Origin of the sequence: Microcoleus sp. MON2_D5 (assembly GCF_036701905.1) — a bacterium.
Taxonomy (GTDB): Bacteria; Cyanobacteriota; Cyanobacteriia; order Cyanobacteriales; family Microcoleaceae; genus Microcoleus.
This window is the reverse complement of sequence record NZ_JAUBRM010000016.1, coordinates 3,404-18,250: the sequence shown is the minus strand read 5'-3', so window position 1 is coordinate 18,250 and position 14,847 is coordinate 3,404. Positions and strand designations below refer to the sequence as shown.

The window sequence follows — 14,847 nt, the reverse complement described above, 5'->3', positions numbered from 1 at the left end:
TTCTTCCTTCTTCCTTCTTCCTTCTTCTCTCTTTTTACCGCTTAGCCAACTTCAGCATTTGAGCCGTCACTGCCAAACTTTCTTCGTAAAGCACGTCCCGGCCCCAACTCTGCAAGTGCTGGCCCAGCAAGTGTTCCGTCACCTGATCGAACAGAGGACTCACCTGGTTAAACCGATCGGTTTGAGCGCCGCCCTTCGTTTCCATCCGCATACAGCCACCCACTTCCGAACATAGAACTGTACCGCAGTCAGCCTTTTCGTTCGTAGAATTCAAACGCAGAGCAATCAAATCGCCCGGGACATCGCCCGTATCAGCAGTAGGAATAGCAGCCAACTCGGCTTCTACAACTCGTTCGTCCGGCCCCGCGAATTTAATTCGCTTGATTTGGTAATCGCCCTCTTCTTGTTTGAAAGCAACCGGACGCCACTGAAGCCGGCTCGCCAGCCAACCCAAATACATCAGCGCTTGCGTAGAATTGTCCTGTTCGTAATCGATCGTCACCCGATCGATTTCCCGAATCGCAGCGCGACGTTCCGGGGCGTCAAAAGCCTCAGCAGCCAACTCCTGCCACGCAGCCAGCCGGCGCCAATTCAGATCCGCGATCGGAATTCCCTCCTCGATCAGACTGTGCATCAACAGCAATTCAGCTTCAGACTCGGCAAAGCTGCTAGAGTCAACAATCACAGAACTGCTAATTGTCGCCAGTCGCTGGAACAAACCTCGATCGGCATCAGGATTCGCTTTCCACCACAACAGCGTCGGCAAATCCGGGATCGTCAACGCCGTCACGATGCCGCTCACCCGTTCCAGCGCTGCTTCCGTACCCCGGAGTGTAATGTACTCGCAGCAGATCAGATTGCCGGTGGTGCGCTTGTGAACCGGACAATAAGCAGCCACTTGAGCCTGCACGCCCGTATCTTCCCCCGCCGTCGGACACAGAGCAATAATCCGGCAGGGATTGGCAGCCACGATCGCATCAGCCACCCCCGAACCCCCCGAACCCAAACCACTCGATCCCATCTCCTCGCCATTGGAATTTTTGCGAGCCACTTCTTCCCGCAAAGTCGCCAGCAATTCAGCATTAGGTTTGCCAGTTCTCGGCAGCCCGTAAGCTTTTTGAGCCGCCCTGATGCTAGATGCCGTCATCGGCCCGGTAATACCGTCCACCGGCCCGTCGTAAAACCCCAGATCCGCTAATAACCGCTGAGTTTCTTCGGGTTCGTAGACTACAAAAGTAAAAGTTGTTGCCCTACTAGCGATCGGAACATCGCCTTTTGACCCAGATTCTCTGTAACTTTCCCAGATTTGACTCAATTCTGCCTCTATCTGGTCGAGCGACACATCTTTAGGATTTTGCAGCGAAACCAGAGGCGGAGCTTTCATAGGTGTCATCGTCATAAATCTTCTCTCCCTTGTGATCAGTCATTAGTCATTGGTTATTAGTCATGGGTCATTAGTTAGTAGTTATTAGTTAGTAGTTATTAATTAGTAGTTATTAGCTAATCACTAATACTAATGCTGACCAATAACTAATGACTAATAACTGCTGACTAATCACTCTTAAAGTCTGCGCCACTTGCGGCCGTCTCTGTTAATTAGCAGTTCTGCTTCCGCCGGTTCCCAAGTACCCGCTTCGTATTTAGGAACCAACTCTTGGTCGTTGGACGATTCCCACTCCATCAGCGCCGGCGTTACCACCCGCCAAGCTTCTTCCACTTCATCAGAACGGGTAAACAAAGTTTGGTCGCCCAGCATACAGTCAATTAACAGTCGATCGTAAGCATCCGAAGATGTCACCCCAAAGGAAGAACCGTAACTGAAATCCATATCCACCGTCCGCGTCCGCAAATCCGGCCCCGGCATTTTCGCCTCAAACCTCAGCGAAATCCCCTCGTTCGGATGCACGCGCATAGTCAAAACGTTAGGAGTAGTTTGTTGGGCCGCGGACTGAAAGATTAGCAGCGGAACTTCGCGGAACTGAATCGCAATTTCGCTAACTTTTTTCGGCAACCGTTTGCCCGTTCGCAGGTAAAAAGGCACTCCCTGCCAGCGCCAGTTGTCAATCATAAACTTCATCGCCACAAAAGTCGGCGTTGTCGAGTTGGGAGCAACCCCCGGTTCTTCGTGATATCCCGGCACCTGTTTGCCCTTCATCCAACCTGCGGAATACTGACCCCGAATCGCTGAGAAGTCCAAGTTATTCAAATCGGCCAAGCGAGTTGCTTGCAGAACTTTCATCTTTTCGGTGCGGATGCTGTCAGCGTCGAGCGAGTTCGGCGGTTCCATCGCCGTCAGACAGAAAATCTGCATCAAGTGGTTTTGCAGCATATCCCGCAACGCCCCAGATGATTCGTAGTAACCCGCCCGGTCTTCTACGCCTACTGTTTCTGCAACTGTAATTTGTACGTGATCGACAAATTGGCGATTCCACAGGGGTTCAAAAATCGCGTTAGCAAACCGGAACACCATTAAATTCTGAACAGTTTCTTTACCCAAATAGTGGTCGATCCGGTAAACTTGCTGTTCTTGGCAAACCTGCTGCACGACTCGGTTGAGAGCTTTTGCCGAACTCAAGTCGCGGCCGAAGGGTTTTTCAATTACCAAGCGGTGTTTTGCTGGGTCAACCAACATTTGAGCCGCGCCCAGTTGCCTAATTGCTTCTGGGAAAAAGTTGGGGGAAACTGAGAGATAAAATATGTGATTGCCGCGAGTTCTCCTTTCTTCGTCGAGTTCCGCTAAGAAAGCTTTGAGTTTTTGATAGCTTTCCGGGTTGTCAATGTCGCCGGGACAGTAGTACAAACCTTTAGCGAAATCTTGCCAAAATTCTTCATTGCCAATGCCGCCGCCAAATTCTTCAATGCCTTCGCGCATTTGCTCTCGGAAGTAATCGTGACTCCAAGGGCGGCGGGCTACTCCCACGACGGTAGTTTCCGGTGGCAAGCGTCGATCGCGCTTCATCTGATAAATTGCAGGTACCAGTTTGCGCTGGGTGAGATCCCCAGAAGCTCCGAAGATTACCAGAATTTGTGGTTCCGGCACCCGTTCTTTTCGCAAACCGACCCGCAGTGGATTTTCAAGTAGCGTTACCATTATTTATTTTCCTTGTTCTAGTGGTGTTAACCCTGCCAAGACACCATGATAGTTTGCGGTCATTTCTGCTAGTTGCTGGGTGAGAGAGTTAAACGATTCTTAATACTGCTAGAGGAGGCAGATGATTTTGCTCTCTAGGAACTATGACATCCATTAATCTCAAAATTCCTAGAGAGGATTTAAGACTCAGCATTTAAGAACCCAAATAATTATCTATTCCGATTGCTAAATGCTTCTGCCTTTCAGGATACAGATATCTGCCTAAGCGACCGGTGACAACTTCTGGACTTTCTCTTGCAAGGAATCCATCAGGGATTGGAAGGGCCCGACAAATTTTGCAATCCCGTCGAGGAGCAAGTCTTCCATCACTTTGTCCAGGTTGATGTCGATGTCGGGATCTTTGAGACTTTGGATCAGCGTGTAAGCTTCTTCAACGTTGTTCTCAATCCGGGGTGCGACATCACAGTGGTCGAAACAAGCTTCCACGGTGTTCGGCGGCAAAGTGTTAACTGTGTCCGGGCCGATTAGTTCATCGACGTACATGACATCGCTGTAGTTGGGGTTTTTGGTGCTGGTGGAAGCCCACAGCAAGCGCTGCACTTTCGCTCCTTTGGCCGCTAAAGCTTGCCAGCGATCGCTCGCTACGATCTCTTTATACTTCTGGTAAGCTATCTTCGCATTGGCGATCGCAATTTTCCCCTTCACCGCTTCCAGTTTGGCTTTTGTGGAAATATCTGTGACATTTTTGAGTTTCTCGTCAATCTTGCCATCGATATTAATGTCGATCCGGCTCAAGAAGAAACTGGCAACAGAAGCAATATTGCTAATATCCAAACCTTTAGCCACCCGCGCTTCCAAACCGCGAATGTAAGCCCAGAAGGTTTCGACGTAGCTGTCAACGGAGAACAGTAAAGTCACGTTAACGTTAATGCCTTCGCTGATGACTCGCTCGACTGCGGGCAAACCTTCAGCGGTTCCCGGAATCTTAATCATCACGTTTTCTTTGCCGAGGGCTTGGTAATAGCGCATGGCTTCGCTAATCGTGCTTTCTGTGTCGTTGGCGATCGTCGGTGGCACTTCAATGCTAATGTAGCCATCCAAACCCTTCGACTCTGCGTAAACTGGGGCGAAGATGTCGCAAGCGTTGCGGATATCTTCAAATACCAGAGATTCGTAAATGTCCATTACAGATTTACCGGCCCGGATGCCCGCTTCGATATCCGCGTCGTAAATCACATTACCTGCGATCGCTTTCTCAAAAATAGCCGGATTAGATGTAATCCCGCGCAGTCCCCGACTTTCAATCATCTGTTTGAGTTCGCCGGACTCGATCAGATCGCGAGTCAAATTGTCCATCCAGATACTTTGGCCAATTTCTTTGATTTCTAACAGGTGATTCATTGGTGTTGCTGTCATTACTGTAACTCCTACAATTTGATAGCTGTTTATTGGGACTTGGAAATTGAAAAGTGAAAATTGGTAATTGAAAATTGGCAATGGGGAATTGGTAATTGGGAGTCGAAAGTTATAAGTTAAAACCCTCTTCCTTCTTCCTGACATCCGTTACATCCGTTACATAATCCGTTGCCGAACTTCCCTCTTCCTTCACTCTTGGACGGTTCTAGGATTGCGCGATCGATCTTGAATAAAAGACTCGACCATCGCTACATTTTGTTTACTGCCGATAATCAAGGGCGATCGCTCGTGCAGTTTGGTCGGCACAACGTCTAAGATGTCTTGAATGCCTGTGCTGGCACGCCCGCCGGCTTGCTCCATCAAAAACGCCAAAGGAGCCGATTCGTAGAGCAAACGCAATTTTCCCTCGGGTTGTTTGACAGTTCCGGGGTACAAAAACACGCCTCCCTGGAATAAAATCCGGTGGAAATCTCCCACCAAAGCCCCGCCATACCGGGCGGTGTAGCCTTCGCTGCGGTGTACGTAGCGAATGTAGTCTCTCAAAGATTCCTCCCACTGCCAGAAGTTGCCTTCATTAACGCTGTAAATCGGGCCGCGTTCGGGAACCTTAATGTTTTCGTTAGCTAGAATAAACTCGCCCAAACTGGGATCGAGAGTAAAGGAATGAACACCCTGACCGATCGAATAAACCAGCATGGTACTCGGGCCGTAGAGCACATAACCAGCGGCAATTTGTTTGTGTCCATGTTGCAGCAAGTCGGAAGCAGAACCGTCTTCATCGTCCCCCTCTTGCTTGCGGATGCTGAATATTGAGCCGACATTGAGATTGATGTCAAGATTGGAAGAACCGTCTATAGGGTCGTAGAGCAGACTGTAGCGTCCGATCGGACAATTTTCGGGAATGTAGTAGGGTTTTTCCATTTCCTCGGAAGCCAAGCGGCAGACAAGTCCGCTTTGCTGGAATACCGAGATAAACACTTCATTGGCATAGATATCCATCTTTTTGACGGATTCTCCCTGCACGTTCGTAGCCCCTGTAAACCCCAAGGCATCTGCCATTAATCCGGCTCTGCTGAGCCGCCTTGCGATCAGCTTGGCCGCCAGCCCGATGCGATTCATCAGGGCACTCAGATCCTGAGCATCTGTTGAAAAGCTGTGAAGTTGCTGGAGTACGTGACGGGATAGAGTTGTGCAATCGCGATCTAAGGATTGCACCTGCTCGATCGGGCCCAGGCGGGTTTCCCCTGTCGGCGCGTTTACCATGATTTTGATGTTCTCCCTGTCTTGCTGCTCTAGATTTGGGTTCGATGGAGTCCTTGACACTTGCTCCTGAATCGGCTAAAAGACCGATCCTCCCCCAACTTCTATCTTAGGAAGGGTTTTGCCAAAGGGCGTCGAACTTTAGGTGAATTTTAGATCCGCATCGAAAATTGAGGAGTTCGATCGACTGTTGAGCCGGAAAGTGTATCAAAAATCACTAAAATTTTTAATTAACCGCAGAGGACGCAGAGGGCGCTGAGAGAGAAAGTGGCGATAGAGAAGCCTACGAACGTTGGCTAGCATCTCAAAAAGACCGACAACTTCCTTTGCGCGAAGAAGATGTAGAACCTATTGTTAATTTGCCGGAATTGCTTGCAGGCATTTACGATCGCGTCGGCTATGATTATCGGCTCGATTACGATCAAGATCCCGTACGTAAATTTTCGCCAAAGGTGATATGACACTCCAAAATTCTGGGTAAGGTATCCATAGAAATACGGTAATTGAAATTTAAGCAAATATACAGAGTCCGTCATTGACTTTTCTATTGACTTGTTTGAAATATACTCAAACACTCAATTTACATTGCATAAATTTTTCAAAATTTGGGTTTTAAAAACCAAAATATAAAATGTTTGTTGGTACTCATCAACCCAGGATAATGCTATGGATATTGTTGAACAAATTCCCCAGAACTTAGTCAAACACTATCAAATTAAAAAGCTACTCGGAGAAGGCGGTAGTAGCACAACTTATGAAGCCGTTGACCTCGAAACACACCAGCGAGTCGCACTCAAAGCTTTGTCTTTACAGAAGATGAATGACTGGAAAGTCCTGGAACTATTTGAACGAGAAGCCAATGTTTTATCAAAATTGAATCATCCGGGAATTCCGCGTTATTTGGATTATTTTTATGTCGATACTCCCGATAACCGTTGTTTTTATATAGTACAAGAACTGGCCCAAGGGCAATCTCTAGCCAGTTTAGTCGAAAATGGCTGGCACGCTAGTGAACCTGAAATTCAACGCATTGCAACACAAATTTTGGAGATTTTAGTTTATCTCCATTCACAGACACCACCTGTGATCCACCGGGATATTAAACCAGAAAATATTGTTTTCAAATCGCCGATCGATTCCCACAAAGAAAAAGACTGGGCAGTCTGCTTAGTAGATTTTGGAGCAGTGCAAAACACTTATTACAATACTTTAATGCGAGGAAGTACCGTAGTTGGAACCTATGGTTATATGGCTCCAGAACAATGTCTCGGACAAGCCGTACCTGCAACAGATTTATATGGTTTAGGAGCGACATTGTTGTATTTACTAACCCACCGTTCCCCCGCCGAATTACCAACAAATATACTAGAGAAAGATTTTCGCTCTCAAATTCAGATTTCTTCAGCATTTGCCGATTGGTTAGGAAAAACGATCGCGCCAGATTTAGAAAACCGCTTTCGATCGGCAAAAGAAGCGCTTGAATCTCTTCGCAATCCTCGAATAGTTAACGTTAAATCCAATCCGACGCAATGGAAAAAGCGCCTCAAAATAGGAATTGCTGCTATTGCTACTGTTGCTGTTTTCAATCACTTTAAATATCCCATCCTCAACCGGATTGGATTTACCCCCAATGCAGTTGTCGAGGCTGCCAGCCAGGGAGATACTAACACTATTAGGCATTATCTGGATCTTGGTATTAGTGCCAATAGCAGGATAGGCGATCACAACTTACTACACTTTGCTGGCTCAAAAGAGGTGGCAGAATTGTTAATTGCCAAGGGTGTAGATGTCAACGCTAAGGGTACACATGGCGGTACCCCATTACACATCGCTGCTATGTTCGATCGCATAAAAGTAGCACAGACGCTAATTGCTAAAGGTGCAGATATTAACGCCAGGACAGAAAGTCAATATTTTAATAGAACTCCTCTGTTCTTTGCCCGATCGCCTGAAATGGCCAAGTTGCTGATTGCTAAAGGTGCGGATGTCAATGCCAAAAACAAAAATGGCTTGACTCCTCTACATACGGCGCGATCGAAGGCGATCGCACAAATACTACTCTCTGCGGGCGCAAAAGTTAACATCAAAGAAGAAAATGCCCGAAATGGCAAGGGTACAACTTTATTGCATAATGCAGCCAAAATAGGTTTTAAGGAGTTGGTACAACAGCTAATTAAAGACGGTGCAAATGTGGCGATTCTGGATAGTGAAAAAAGAACTCCCCTGCATCTTGCTGTCGATCGAGGATCTCAAGATATCGCTGAACTGCTAATTGCTAATGGCGCAAGGGTTAACGCTAGAAATGCGAACGGTCAAACTCCATTGTATCGAGCGATCGCGATCGGACACAATGAGATTTCTGCACTGCTAATTAACAACGGTACAGATGTCAATAATATAGATGGATCTGGCACAACTCCACTGCACAAAGCCGCACATTATGGCACTGTAGAAATCTTAAAATTGCTGATTGCTAAAGGTGCAGAAATTAATATCCAGGATAATCAAACAAAAACTCCACTGGATATCGCCGTAGACCTGAAACTTCAGGATACAGTGGCGCTGCTAATTAGTAAAAACCCAGATGTTAATAGTGAAGACAAAGAAGGCAGAACTTTACTGCATATCGCTGTCGATTTCAAACTTGAGGATGTAGCCAAACAACTCATTGCCAAAGGTGCATTCGTTAATGCCAAAAATAACTTGCTTCAAACTCCCCTGCATCTTGCTGTTGCTCAAGGCTCTCAAGATATCGCTGAACTGCTAATTGCTAATGGCGCAAGGGTTAACGTTAAAAATGAGAACGGTCAAACTCCGTTGTATCAAGCGATCGCGATCGGACACAATGATATTGCTGCACTGCTAATTAAAAACGGTGCAGATGTTAATAATAGAGATAAGTGTGACACAACTCCCCTGCACAAAGCCGCACATTATGGCACTGTAGAAATCTTAAAATTACTGATTGTTAAAGGTGCAACAATCAACGCTACAAACTGCTATGGCGACACGCCACTAAAGATAGTAGAAACCAACTGGAACCCCGACGGAGAAGCAGCAGCCAAAATACTGATATCTCGCGGTGCAACCTACTAATCATCCACAATCAACTCAGGCACAAAAATATGAAAACACTACAACAATCGGAAAAAATCATTGCTGAAAGATATCGCATTATCGGCAAATTAGGACAGGGTGGAGTTGGAATCACCTATGCTGCTGTAGATTTAAACAGCAATCAAAAAGTTGCACTCAAAGCTTTATCCCTGCGTCTGACAACTGAATGGAAGAAAATCGAGTTATTTGAACGAGAAGCAAAAACTTTATCGGGATTGAATCATCCGGGAATTCCTCACTACATTGACTACTTTCAAGTTGATACTTCTCAAGATCGTTGTTTTTATATCGCCCAACAATTCGCACCGGGAAAGTCTCTCGCACAGTGGATAGAAAATGGCTGGAAACCAAATGAAGCGCAAGTGCGTCATATCGCCTATCAATTGCTAGAAATTCTAACTTACCTGCAATCGCTGTTACCTGCTACTATCCACCGAGATATTAAACCTCAAAATATTATTCTGCAAAAAAATGGGCGAGTCTTCCTAGTGGATTTTGGCGCAGTTCAAAATACTTACCATCATACCGTTACTGGAGGCAGTACCGTTGTCGGAACCTACGGTTACATGGCACCAGAACAATTCAGAGGAAAAGCTGTATTGTCAACAGATTTGTATGGATTGGGAACCACGCTGCTTTTCTTGTTGACCCAGAAATTTCCATCGGATTTGCCCAGAGAAAAGCTGAAGGTAAAATTCCGCGATATCGTCTCTATTTCTCCAGAGTTTGCCGACTGGTTAGAGAAGGTAATTGAACCTGCAATTGAAGATCGATTTAACTCAGCAAAAGATGCTTTGTCAGCGCTGCGAGGGGAACAGCCAAGCGGGAATAATCCCGACAAAATGTTTAAGCGATCGCCCCAATCCCGAATTACTTTAATTGACACTAAACGGTGGTTATTAATCAAGATACACCCCGATCGTTCACCTAGCAAGCTCAAATGGTTTTTCCAGTTCATTCATCTGAGTTATAAATTTTTACTTCCATTCTCTTTGATTCTGGGATTTGTTCTATCTAGCTTGTCTTGTGAATACACTACAACCGATTGGCTACAGAGATTATCTGGGCTATTTTTCAATATATCAATCCTGGCTATAACAACATTTACCCTATTTTATGCTTTGATGTGGTTGTGTAGGACTGATTATCGTCAATTCACTAGACCAATTCAAATCCGTCCTCAAGATATCCAGCGGGTAAAGTTGAGGGGAATTCATCTGCCATTGCTCAAAAAATCGATGACTTTTTGCGGGATTCGCGCCAAGTCGCGTAACTATTGTTTTGGCTTATTTTTGCCGCAAGCTGAGAAAGAATGGTTGGTAGGGGAATTGAATGATTGTTTAAGTAAACTAAAATAAATCATTGTTGTTATCCACAGACTTGATAAAAAAACGTTTTTTTTCTGAGTGCGTGGATTAAATAAATGCGGAAGTATAGAAGATTTTATGTACTAATTTAGGCAATAATAATCATCAAAAAATCCTGGATTTGGCATGAGAATAAAACTATAAAGAATCTCGATATTTATGAAATATGACTGCCAAAGGGGAAGCCGATCGCACTTCTGGAATAGGTTGCTCAAATGATTACTGGAGAGCAGCGATCGCCTTTTCGATTGGTTATGCTTGACTCAAGGCGATCGTTTCTGCCAGTTTACTGACCAACAAAAATAAAGATGTTTGTGCTTAAATACCGTTAAGGCAAGAAATATCTCGCCCTGACTGGGGTAGTGTCGTTAAGCTCCTGTATCTCCTAAGCGTGAAGGTTCCATTGATGAGTAGTTCCCCAAGAAAGAAAAAAACAATCCTGTTTTTGGCAGCCAACCCCAAAAATACCACCCATGTGGACTTACAGAAAGAGGCGAAGGAAATTGCAGAGGGGTTGCAACGCTCTAAAAAGGCCGACAAGTTCCAACTGGAGCAACAGTGGGCGGTGACGCCAAGAGAAATGCAGCGAGCCGTATTAGATTATAAACCAGAGATTGTACATTTCTCTGGGCATGGTGCAGGAGAAGGCGGTTTAGCCCTAGAAGATGGCATGGGGCAGATTAAGCTAGTAAATGCCAAGGCTTTGGCAGCTTTGTTTGAGGCGTTTAATGAGTACGTGGAGTGCGTAATACTCAACGCTTGCTATTCAGAAGTGCAAGCGGCTGCGATCGCACGTCACATTCCATACGTTATCGGCATGAAGCAAACGGTGGGAGATAACGCCGCACGAGAATTTGCTGTAGGTTTTTACGATACGTTGGCGGCGGGGGAGTCGATCGAATTTGCCTATAAGTTGGGTTGCGTTAGCATCAGCATGGCTGGTATTCCCGAAGAGCTGACTCCGGTATTAAAGAAGAAGTCTGATTTTTCTGAGTTGGATGCAGCAGAGCGATCGCGCGATGCTTCTGTTGGTGATATCGTTGAGGAGCCGTCGCCTGTAGTGGAAAATGCGCGATTCTTGATCGTCGCACCTCCCGTTTCTCTTCTCAATTTAGATAACCCAGAAGGTTCTGTTAGTTTAGATTCACCCCTATATATTGATCGACCTCCCATTGAATCGGAGTGCTACGAAACTATTGTAAAACCCGCAGCTTTAATCCGAGTCAAAGCCCCCCGTCAAATGGGAAAAACTTCCTTAGTGCAGCGAATTTTAGACCACGGCAAGGAACAGGGATATCAAACGGCTTATTTAAACTTTCAATCGGCTGATGGCAGTTCCCTCACCAATATTGATGAGTTGTTGCAGTGGTTTTGTGGTGAGATTACCAATGAATTAAACTTAGAAGATAGGTTAGGAGAATATTGGAAAGGGGTTCTCGGCAGTAAAAATAAAAGCACGAAGTATTTCCAACGCTATCTACTATCGGACAGTGATCGGCCTGTTGTTTTAGGGTTAGATGAAGTCGATCGGATTTTTGAGCATTCAGAAATAGCCACCGACTTCTTTGGATTATTACGAGCTTGGCACGAGCGGGGAAAAAATGAGGTAATTTGGAAAAAGCTGAGGTTAGTCATTTCTCACTCTCAAGAAGTTTATATTCCTCTTAATATTAATCAGTCGCCATTTAATGTGGGATTGCCCATAGAGTTACCTGAACTCAATCAGATACAGGTAACAGATTTAGTGAATCGACACCGATTAAATTTGTCAAATCAAGAGATTTGTGACCTGATGGAAATGGTGGGCGGTCATCCTTATTTAGTGCGAGTTGCTCTCTACCAACTTGCCAAGGGGAGAATTAGCTTAGAGCGCTTGCTAAAAGTCGCTCCTACTGAAGAAGGCCCTTACTACGATCATTTACGACGGCATTTAGTTAACTTGGAAAAAGATACAGAACTAGCAGCAACAATTAGACAAGTGATTAACAGCGAAAAACCTGTAGAGATAAAAACGGGAGAGGCTTTTAAATTGCGAAGCATGGGGTTGATCAAATTTCAGGGAAATGCTGTAATGCCATTGTGTGGTTTGTATCGTCAATATTTTCGCCATCGCCTAGCAGCCTCTCCCCAACCGAATATGACTGCTGTGCAACAAACGAATAACCAATCAAGTTTGAACTTAGAGAGTAATTTAGGAACTATAATTTTCTCGGATGTTGTTAATTCCACCGCTTTATCCGCTGCCAACCAAAAGCTGACACTAGAATTAGTGAATCGAGATTTCAGGCTCATCCGAGACATCTGCGATAGATATCAAGGCAAAGTCCTTAAAGAAATGGGCGATGGTTTATTAATTTTCTTTCCAGAAAGTGCCGTAAAAGCAGTCGCCTGTGCCCTAGAAATACAACGAAATTTAGCCAAAGCTGCTACAACCTTACCTGCGAGTCATGTCCTCCAACACCGGATTGGTATTCACTTGGGGGAAATCTTCTTTTTTAATAATGATATCAGGGGCACTGGTGTAAATCTAGCGGCTCGTTTAGAAGGGAAAGCAGAGCCAGGAGGAATCTGTATTTCTGAAACAGTTTATCAAGTCGTTAGAACCCACTCAGATTTAAATGTGATTGACTTAGGCTTGCAAGAGTTAAAGGGAATTCCTGAACCTGTACGGCTGTACAAATTGATTCCTTAATTTTCTGATTTTCCACCTATGAATTAACAAGAACCTATGAAAGATTATCAATATCAAGTTGGAGGGAGCCTGCCTGCAAACGCCCCAACTTATGTCACTAGAAAGGCGGATGAAGAACTTTATCAAGCTTTAAAAGCAGGAGAATTCTGCTATGTTCTTAATTCCCGACAAATGGGAAAATCGTCCCTGCGAGTGCAGACAATGCAGCGCTTACAAGCAGAGGGAGTCGCCTGTAGTAGCATTGATATCACAGAAATTGGCACCTCAGATATTACGCCAGAAGAGTGGTATGCAGGGGTGATCGATAGCATCATCAGCCGATTAAATTTGTATGACGTTTTTGATTTAGATGAATGGTGGGAGGAGAATAGTTTACTATCGAATGTGAAAAAATTTAGTAAATTTATTGAAGAAGTATTGCTCAAAAACCTCTCAGAAAATATAGTAATTTTTGTCGATGAATCGGACAGTTTAATCAGCTTAAATTTTAAAATAGAAGATTTTTTTGCTGTGATTCGTGATTGCTATAATAATCGAGCTGATAAACCCGACTATCGTCGATTAACATTTACCATGTTAGGGGTAGCCACTCCATCAGATTTAATTCAAGACAAGGGACGCACTCCTTTTAATATTGGTCGAGGGATAGAGTTAACGGGGTTTCAATTAGCAGACGCCCAACCTTTGGCAGTAGGGTTAGGAACTCAAGCAGAAAATTCTCAAGCTTTATTAGAAGCAGTCTTATATTGGACTGGCGGACAGCCATTTTTAACCCAAAAAATTTGTAAGATACTGCTGGATAGTGCCAACTCTACACCCATTCAACATCCTGCTGAGTGGGTAGAAACTTTAGTGCGAGAAAAGGTGATTGAAAATTGGGAAGGACAGGATGACCCAGAACATTTAAAGACGATTCGAGGACGCATTTTACGCAGCGAACAACGGGCAAGTCTGTTGCTGGGAATTTATCAGCAAATTTTACAAAATAATGAAATAGCGGCTGATGATACTCCCGAACAAATGGAACTGCGATTAACTGGGTTGGTGGTTAAGCAGTCTGGCAAACTTAAAGTTTATAACCGGATTTATCAATCGGTTTTTAACCAGGATTGGGTGGAAAAACAATTAGCAGCTTTCCGCCCTTATAGCGAAAGTTTTAAAGCTTGGATAGATTCTGATTACCAAGATGAATCGCGACTGTTGCGGGGTCAAGCCTTGCAAGATGCTCAAAGTTGGGCAAGTAGTAAAAGTTTGAGCCACTTGGATTATCAGTTTTTAAGCTTTAGTCAAGAATTAGACAAGCGAACAATTCAAACTGAATTGGACGTCCAAAAGAAAGCAAATCAAATTTTAGCAAAAGCTCGACAAAAGGCGAGGTTGATTAATTGGCTTTCCTTAAGTGTATTTATTTTTTCTATATCCGCGACGATGATAGTTAATAGCGAAATACTGAAAGCGGCGGGCGTAAGATTTAAAACTGCATCTTCCAGAGAAAACCTTGTTTCTGGTCAACGATTCACTGCATTACTGGAAGCATTGCGGGCAGGACACCAACTCAAACAACTTAATAGATTACTCTGGGAAAAGGACGACACTCAAGCGGAAGTGTTAGATGCTTTGAGGCAAACGCTGTATGCTATCACAGAACACAATACTTTGTCAGGTCATCAAAAATCTGTCTCGGGTGTGAGTTGGAGTCCCGATGGTCAAACTCTAGCTTCTGCAAGTCGTGACAAGACGGTGAAACTGTGGAGTAAACAAGGCAAACTCCTGTTCACTCTTACTGGTCATCAAGAATCTGTCTCGAATGTGAGTTGGAGTCCCGACGGTCAAACTCTAGCTTCTGCAAGTGGAGACAAGACGGTGAAACTGTGGAGTAAACAAGGCAAACTCCTGCAAACTCT

Annotated in this window: 9 protein-coding genes; 5 read left to right on the top strand and 4 right to left on the bottom strand. The window is 44.8% G+C overall.

All coding sequences use genetic code 11. The features are described from left to right. Window positions 1–34: 34 nt before the first annotated feature. The 4 genes from opcA to fbp all read right to left on the bottom strand — a co-directional run bounded on the left by opcA (window position 35) and on the right by fbp (window position 5,770). Window positions 35–1,399 (bottom strand): glucose-6-phosphate dehydrogenase assembly protein OpcA, encoded by a 1,365-nt coding sequence (gene opcA, locus QUA47_RS08000; protein ID WP_333214987.1) that lies wholly within the window; start codon window positions 1,397–1,399, stop codon window positions 35–37. Between the two features lie 162 nt (window positions 1,400–1,561). Then, the gene (gene zwf, locus QUA47_RS07995; RefSeq protein ID WP_333430358.1) at window positions 1,562–3,091 is read right to left on the bottom strand and encodes a glucose-6-phosphate dehydrogenase; all 1,530 of its coding nucleotides are present in this window, start codon (window positions 3,089–3,091) and stop codon (window positions 1,562–1,564) included. Window positions 3,092–3,352: 261 nt separating this feature from the next. Beyond that, entirely contained in the window at window positions 3,353–4,507 is a 1,155-nt protein-coding gene (gene tal / locus QUA47_RS07990) for a transaldolase (protein WP_333430357.1), read from the bottom strand. Between the two features lie 189 nt (window positions 4,508–4,696). Continuing rightward, on the bottom strand, window positions 4,697–5,770 hold the full coding sequence (fbp, locus tag QUA47_RS07985) for a class 1 fructose-bisphosphatase (RefSeq protein WP_333430356.1): 1,074 nt from the start codon (window positions 5,768–5,770) through the stop codon (window positions 4,697–4,699). 323 nt (window positions 5,771–6,093) lie between these two features. Between fbp and QUA47_RS07980 the strand changes: the two genes are divergently transcribed. From QUA47_RS07980 to QUA47_RS07960, 5 genes are all read left to right on the top strand, one after another. Further along, entirely contained in the window at window positions 6,094–6,228 is a 135-nt protein-coding gene (locus tag QUA47_RS07980) for a DUF4058 family protein (RefSeq protein ID WP_333430355.1), read from the top strand. Window positions 6,229–6,433: 205 nt separating this feature from the next. Beyond that, window positions 6,434–8,863, top strand: a complete 2,430-nt coding sequence (locus QUA47_RS07975) for an ankyrin repeat domain-containing protein (protein WP_333430354.1) — start codon at window positions 6,434–6,436, stop codon at window positions 8,861–8,863. Window positions 8,864–8,892: 29 nt separating this feature from the next. Next, entirely contained in the window at window positions 8,893–10,242 is a 1,350-nt protein-coding gene (locus QUA47_RS07970; RefSeq protein WP_333430353.1) for a serine/threonine-protein kinase, read from the top strand. Between the two features lie 415 nt (window positions 10,243–10,657). Further along, on the top strand, window positions 10,658–12,943 hold the full coding sequence (locus tag QUA47_RS07965; protein ID WP_333430352.1) for an AAA-like domain-containing protein: 2,286 nt from the start codon (window positions 10,658–10,660) through the stop codon (window positions 12,941–12,943). A gap of 36 nt (window positions 12,944–12,979) precedes the next feature. Beyond that, window positions 12,980–14,847: AAA-like domain-containing protein (locus tag QUA47_RS07960; RefSeq protein ID WP_333430351.1), on the top strand; the 1,868-nt coding region annotated here is incomplete at its 3' end.

Coding starts and splice junctions, on each gene's coding strand:
- QUA47_RS07965 (WP_333430352.1), top strand. CDS start 10,658: ATGAGTAGTTCCCCAAGAAAGAAAAAAACAATCCTGTTTTTGGCAGCC.
- tal (WP_333430357.1), bottom strand. CDS start 4,507: ATGACAGCAACACCAATGAATCACCTGTTAGAAATCAAAGAAATTGGC.
- opcA (WP_333214987.1), bottom strand. CDS start 1,399: ATGACGATGACACCTATGAAAGCTCCGCCTCTGGTTTCGCTGCAAAAT.
- fbp (WP_333430356.1), bottom strand. CDS start 5,770: ATGGTAAACGCGCCGACAGGGGAAACCCGCCTGGGCCCGATCGAGCAG.
- QUA47_RS07975 (WP_333430354.1), top strand. CDS start 6,434: ATGGATATTGTTGAACAAATTCCCCAGAACTTAGTCAAACACTATCAA.
- QUA47_RS07970 (WP_333430353.1), top strand. CDS start 8,893: ATGAAAACACTACAACAATCGGAAAAAATCATTGCTGAAAGATATCGC.
- zwf (WP_333430358.1), bottom strand. CDS start 3,091: ATGGTAACGCTACTTGAAAATCCACTGCGGGTCGGTTTGCGAAAAGAA.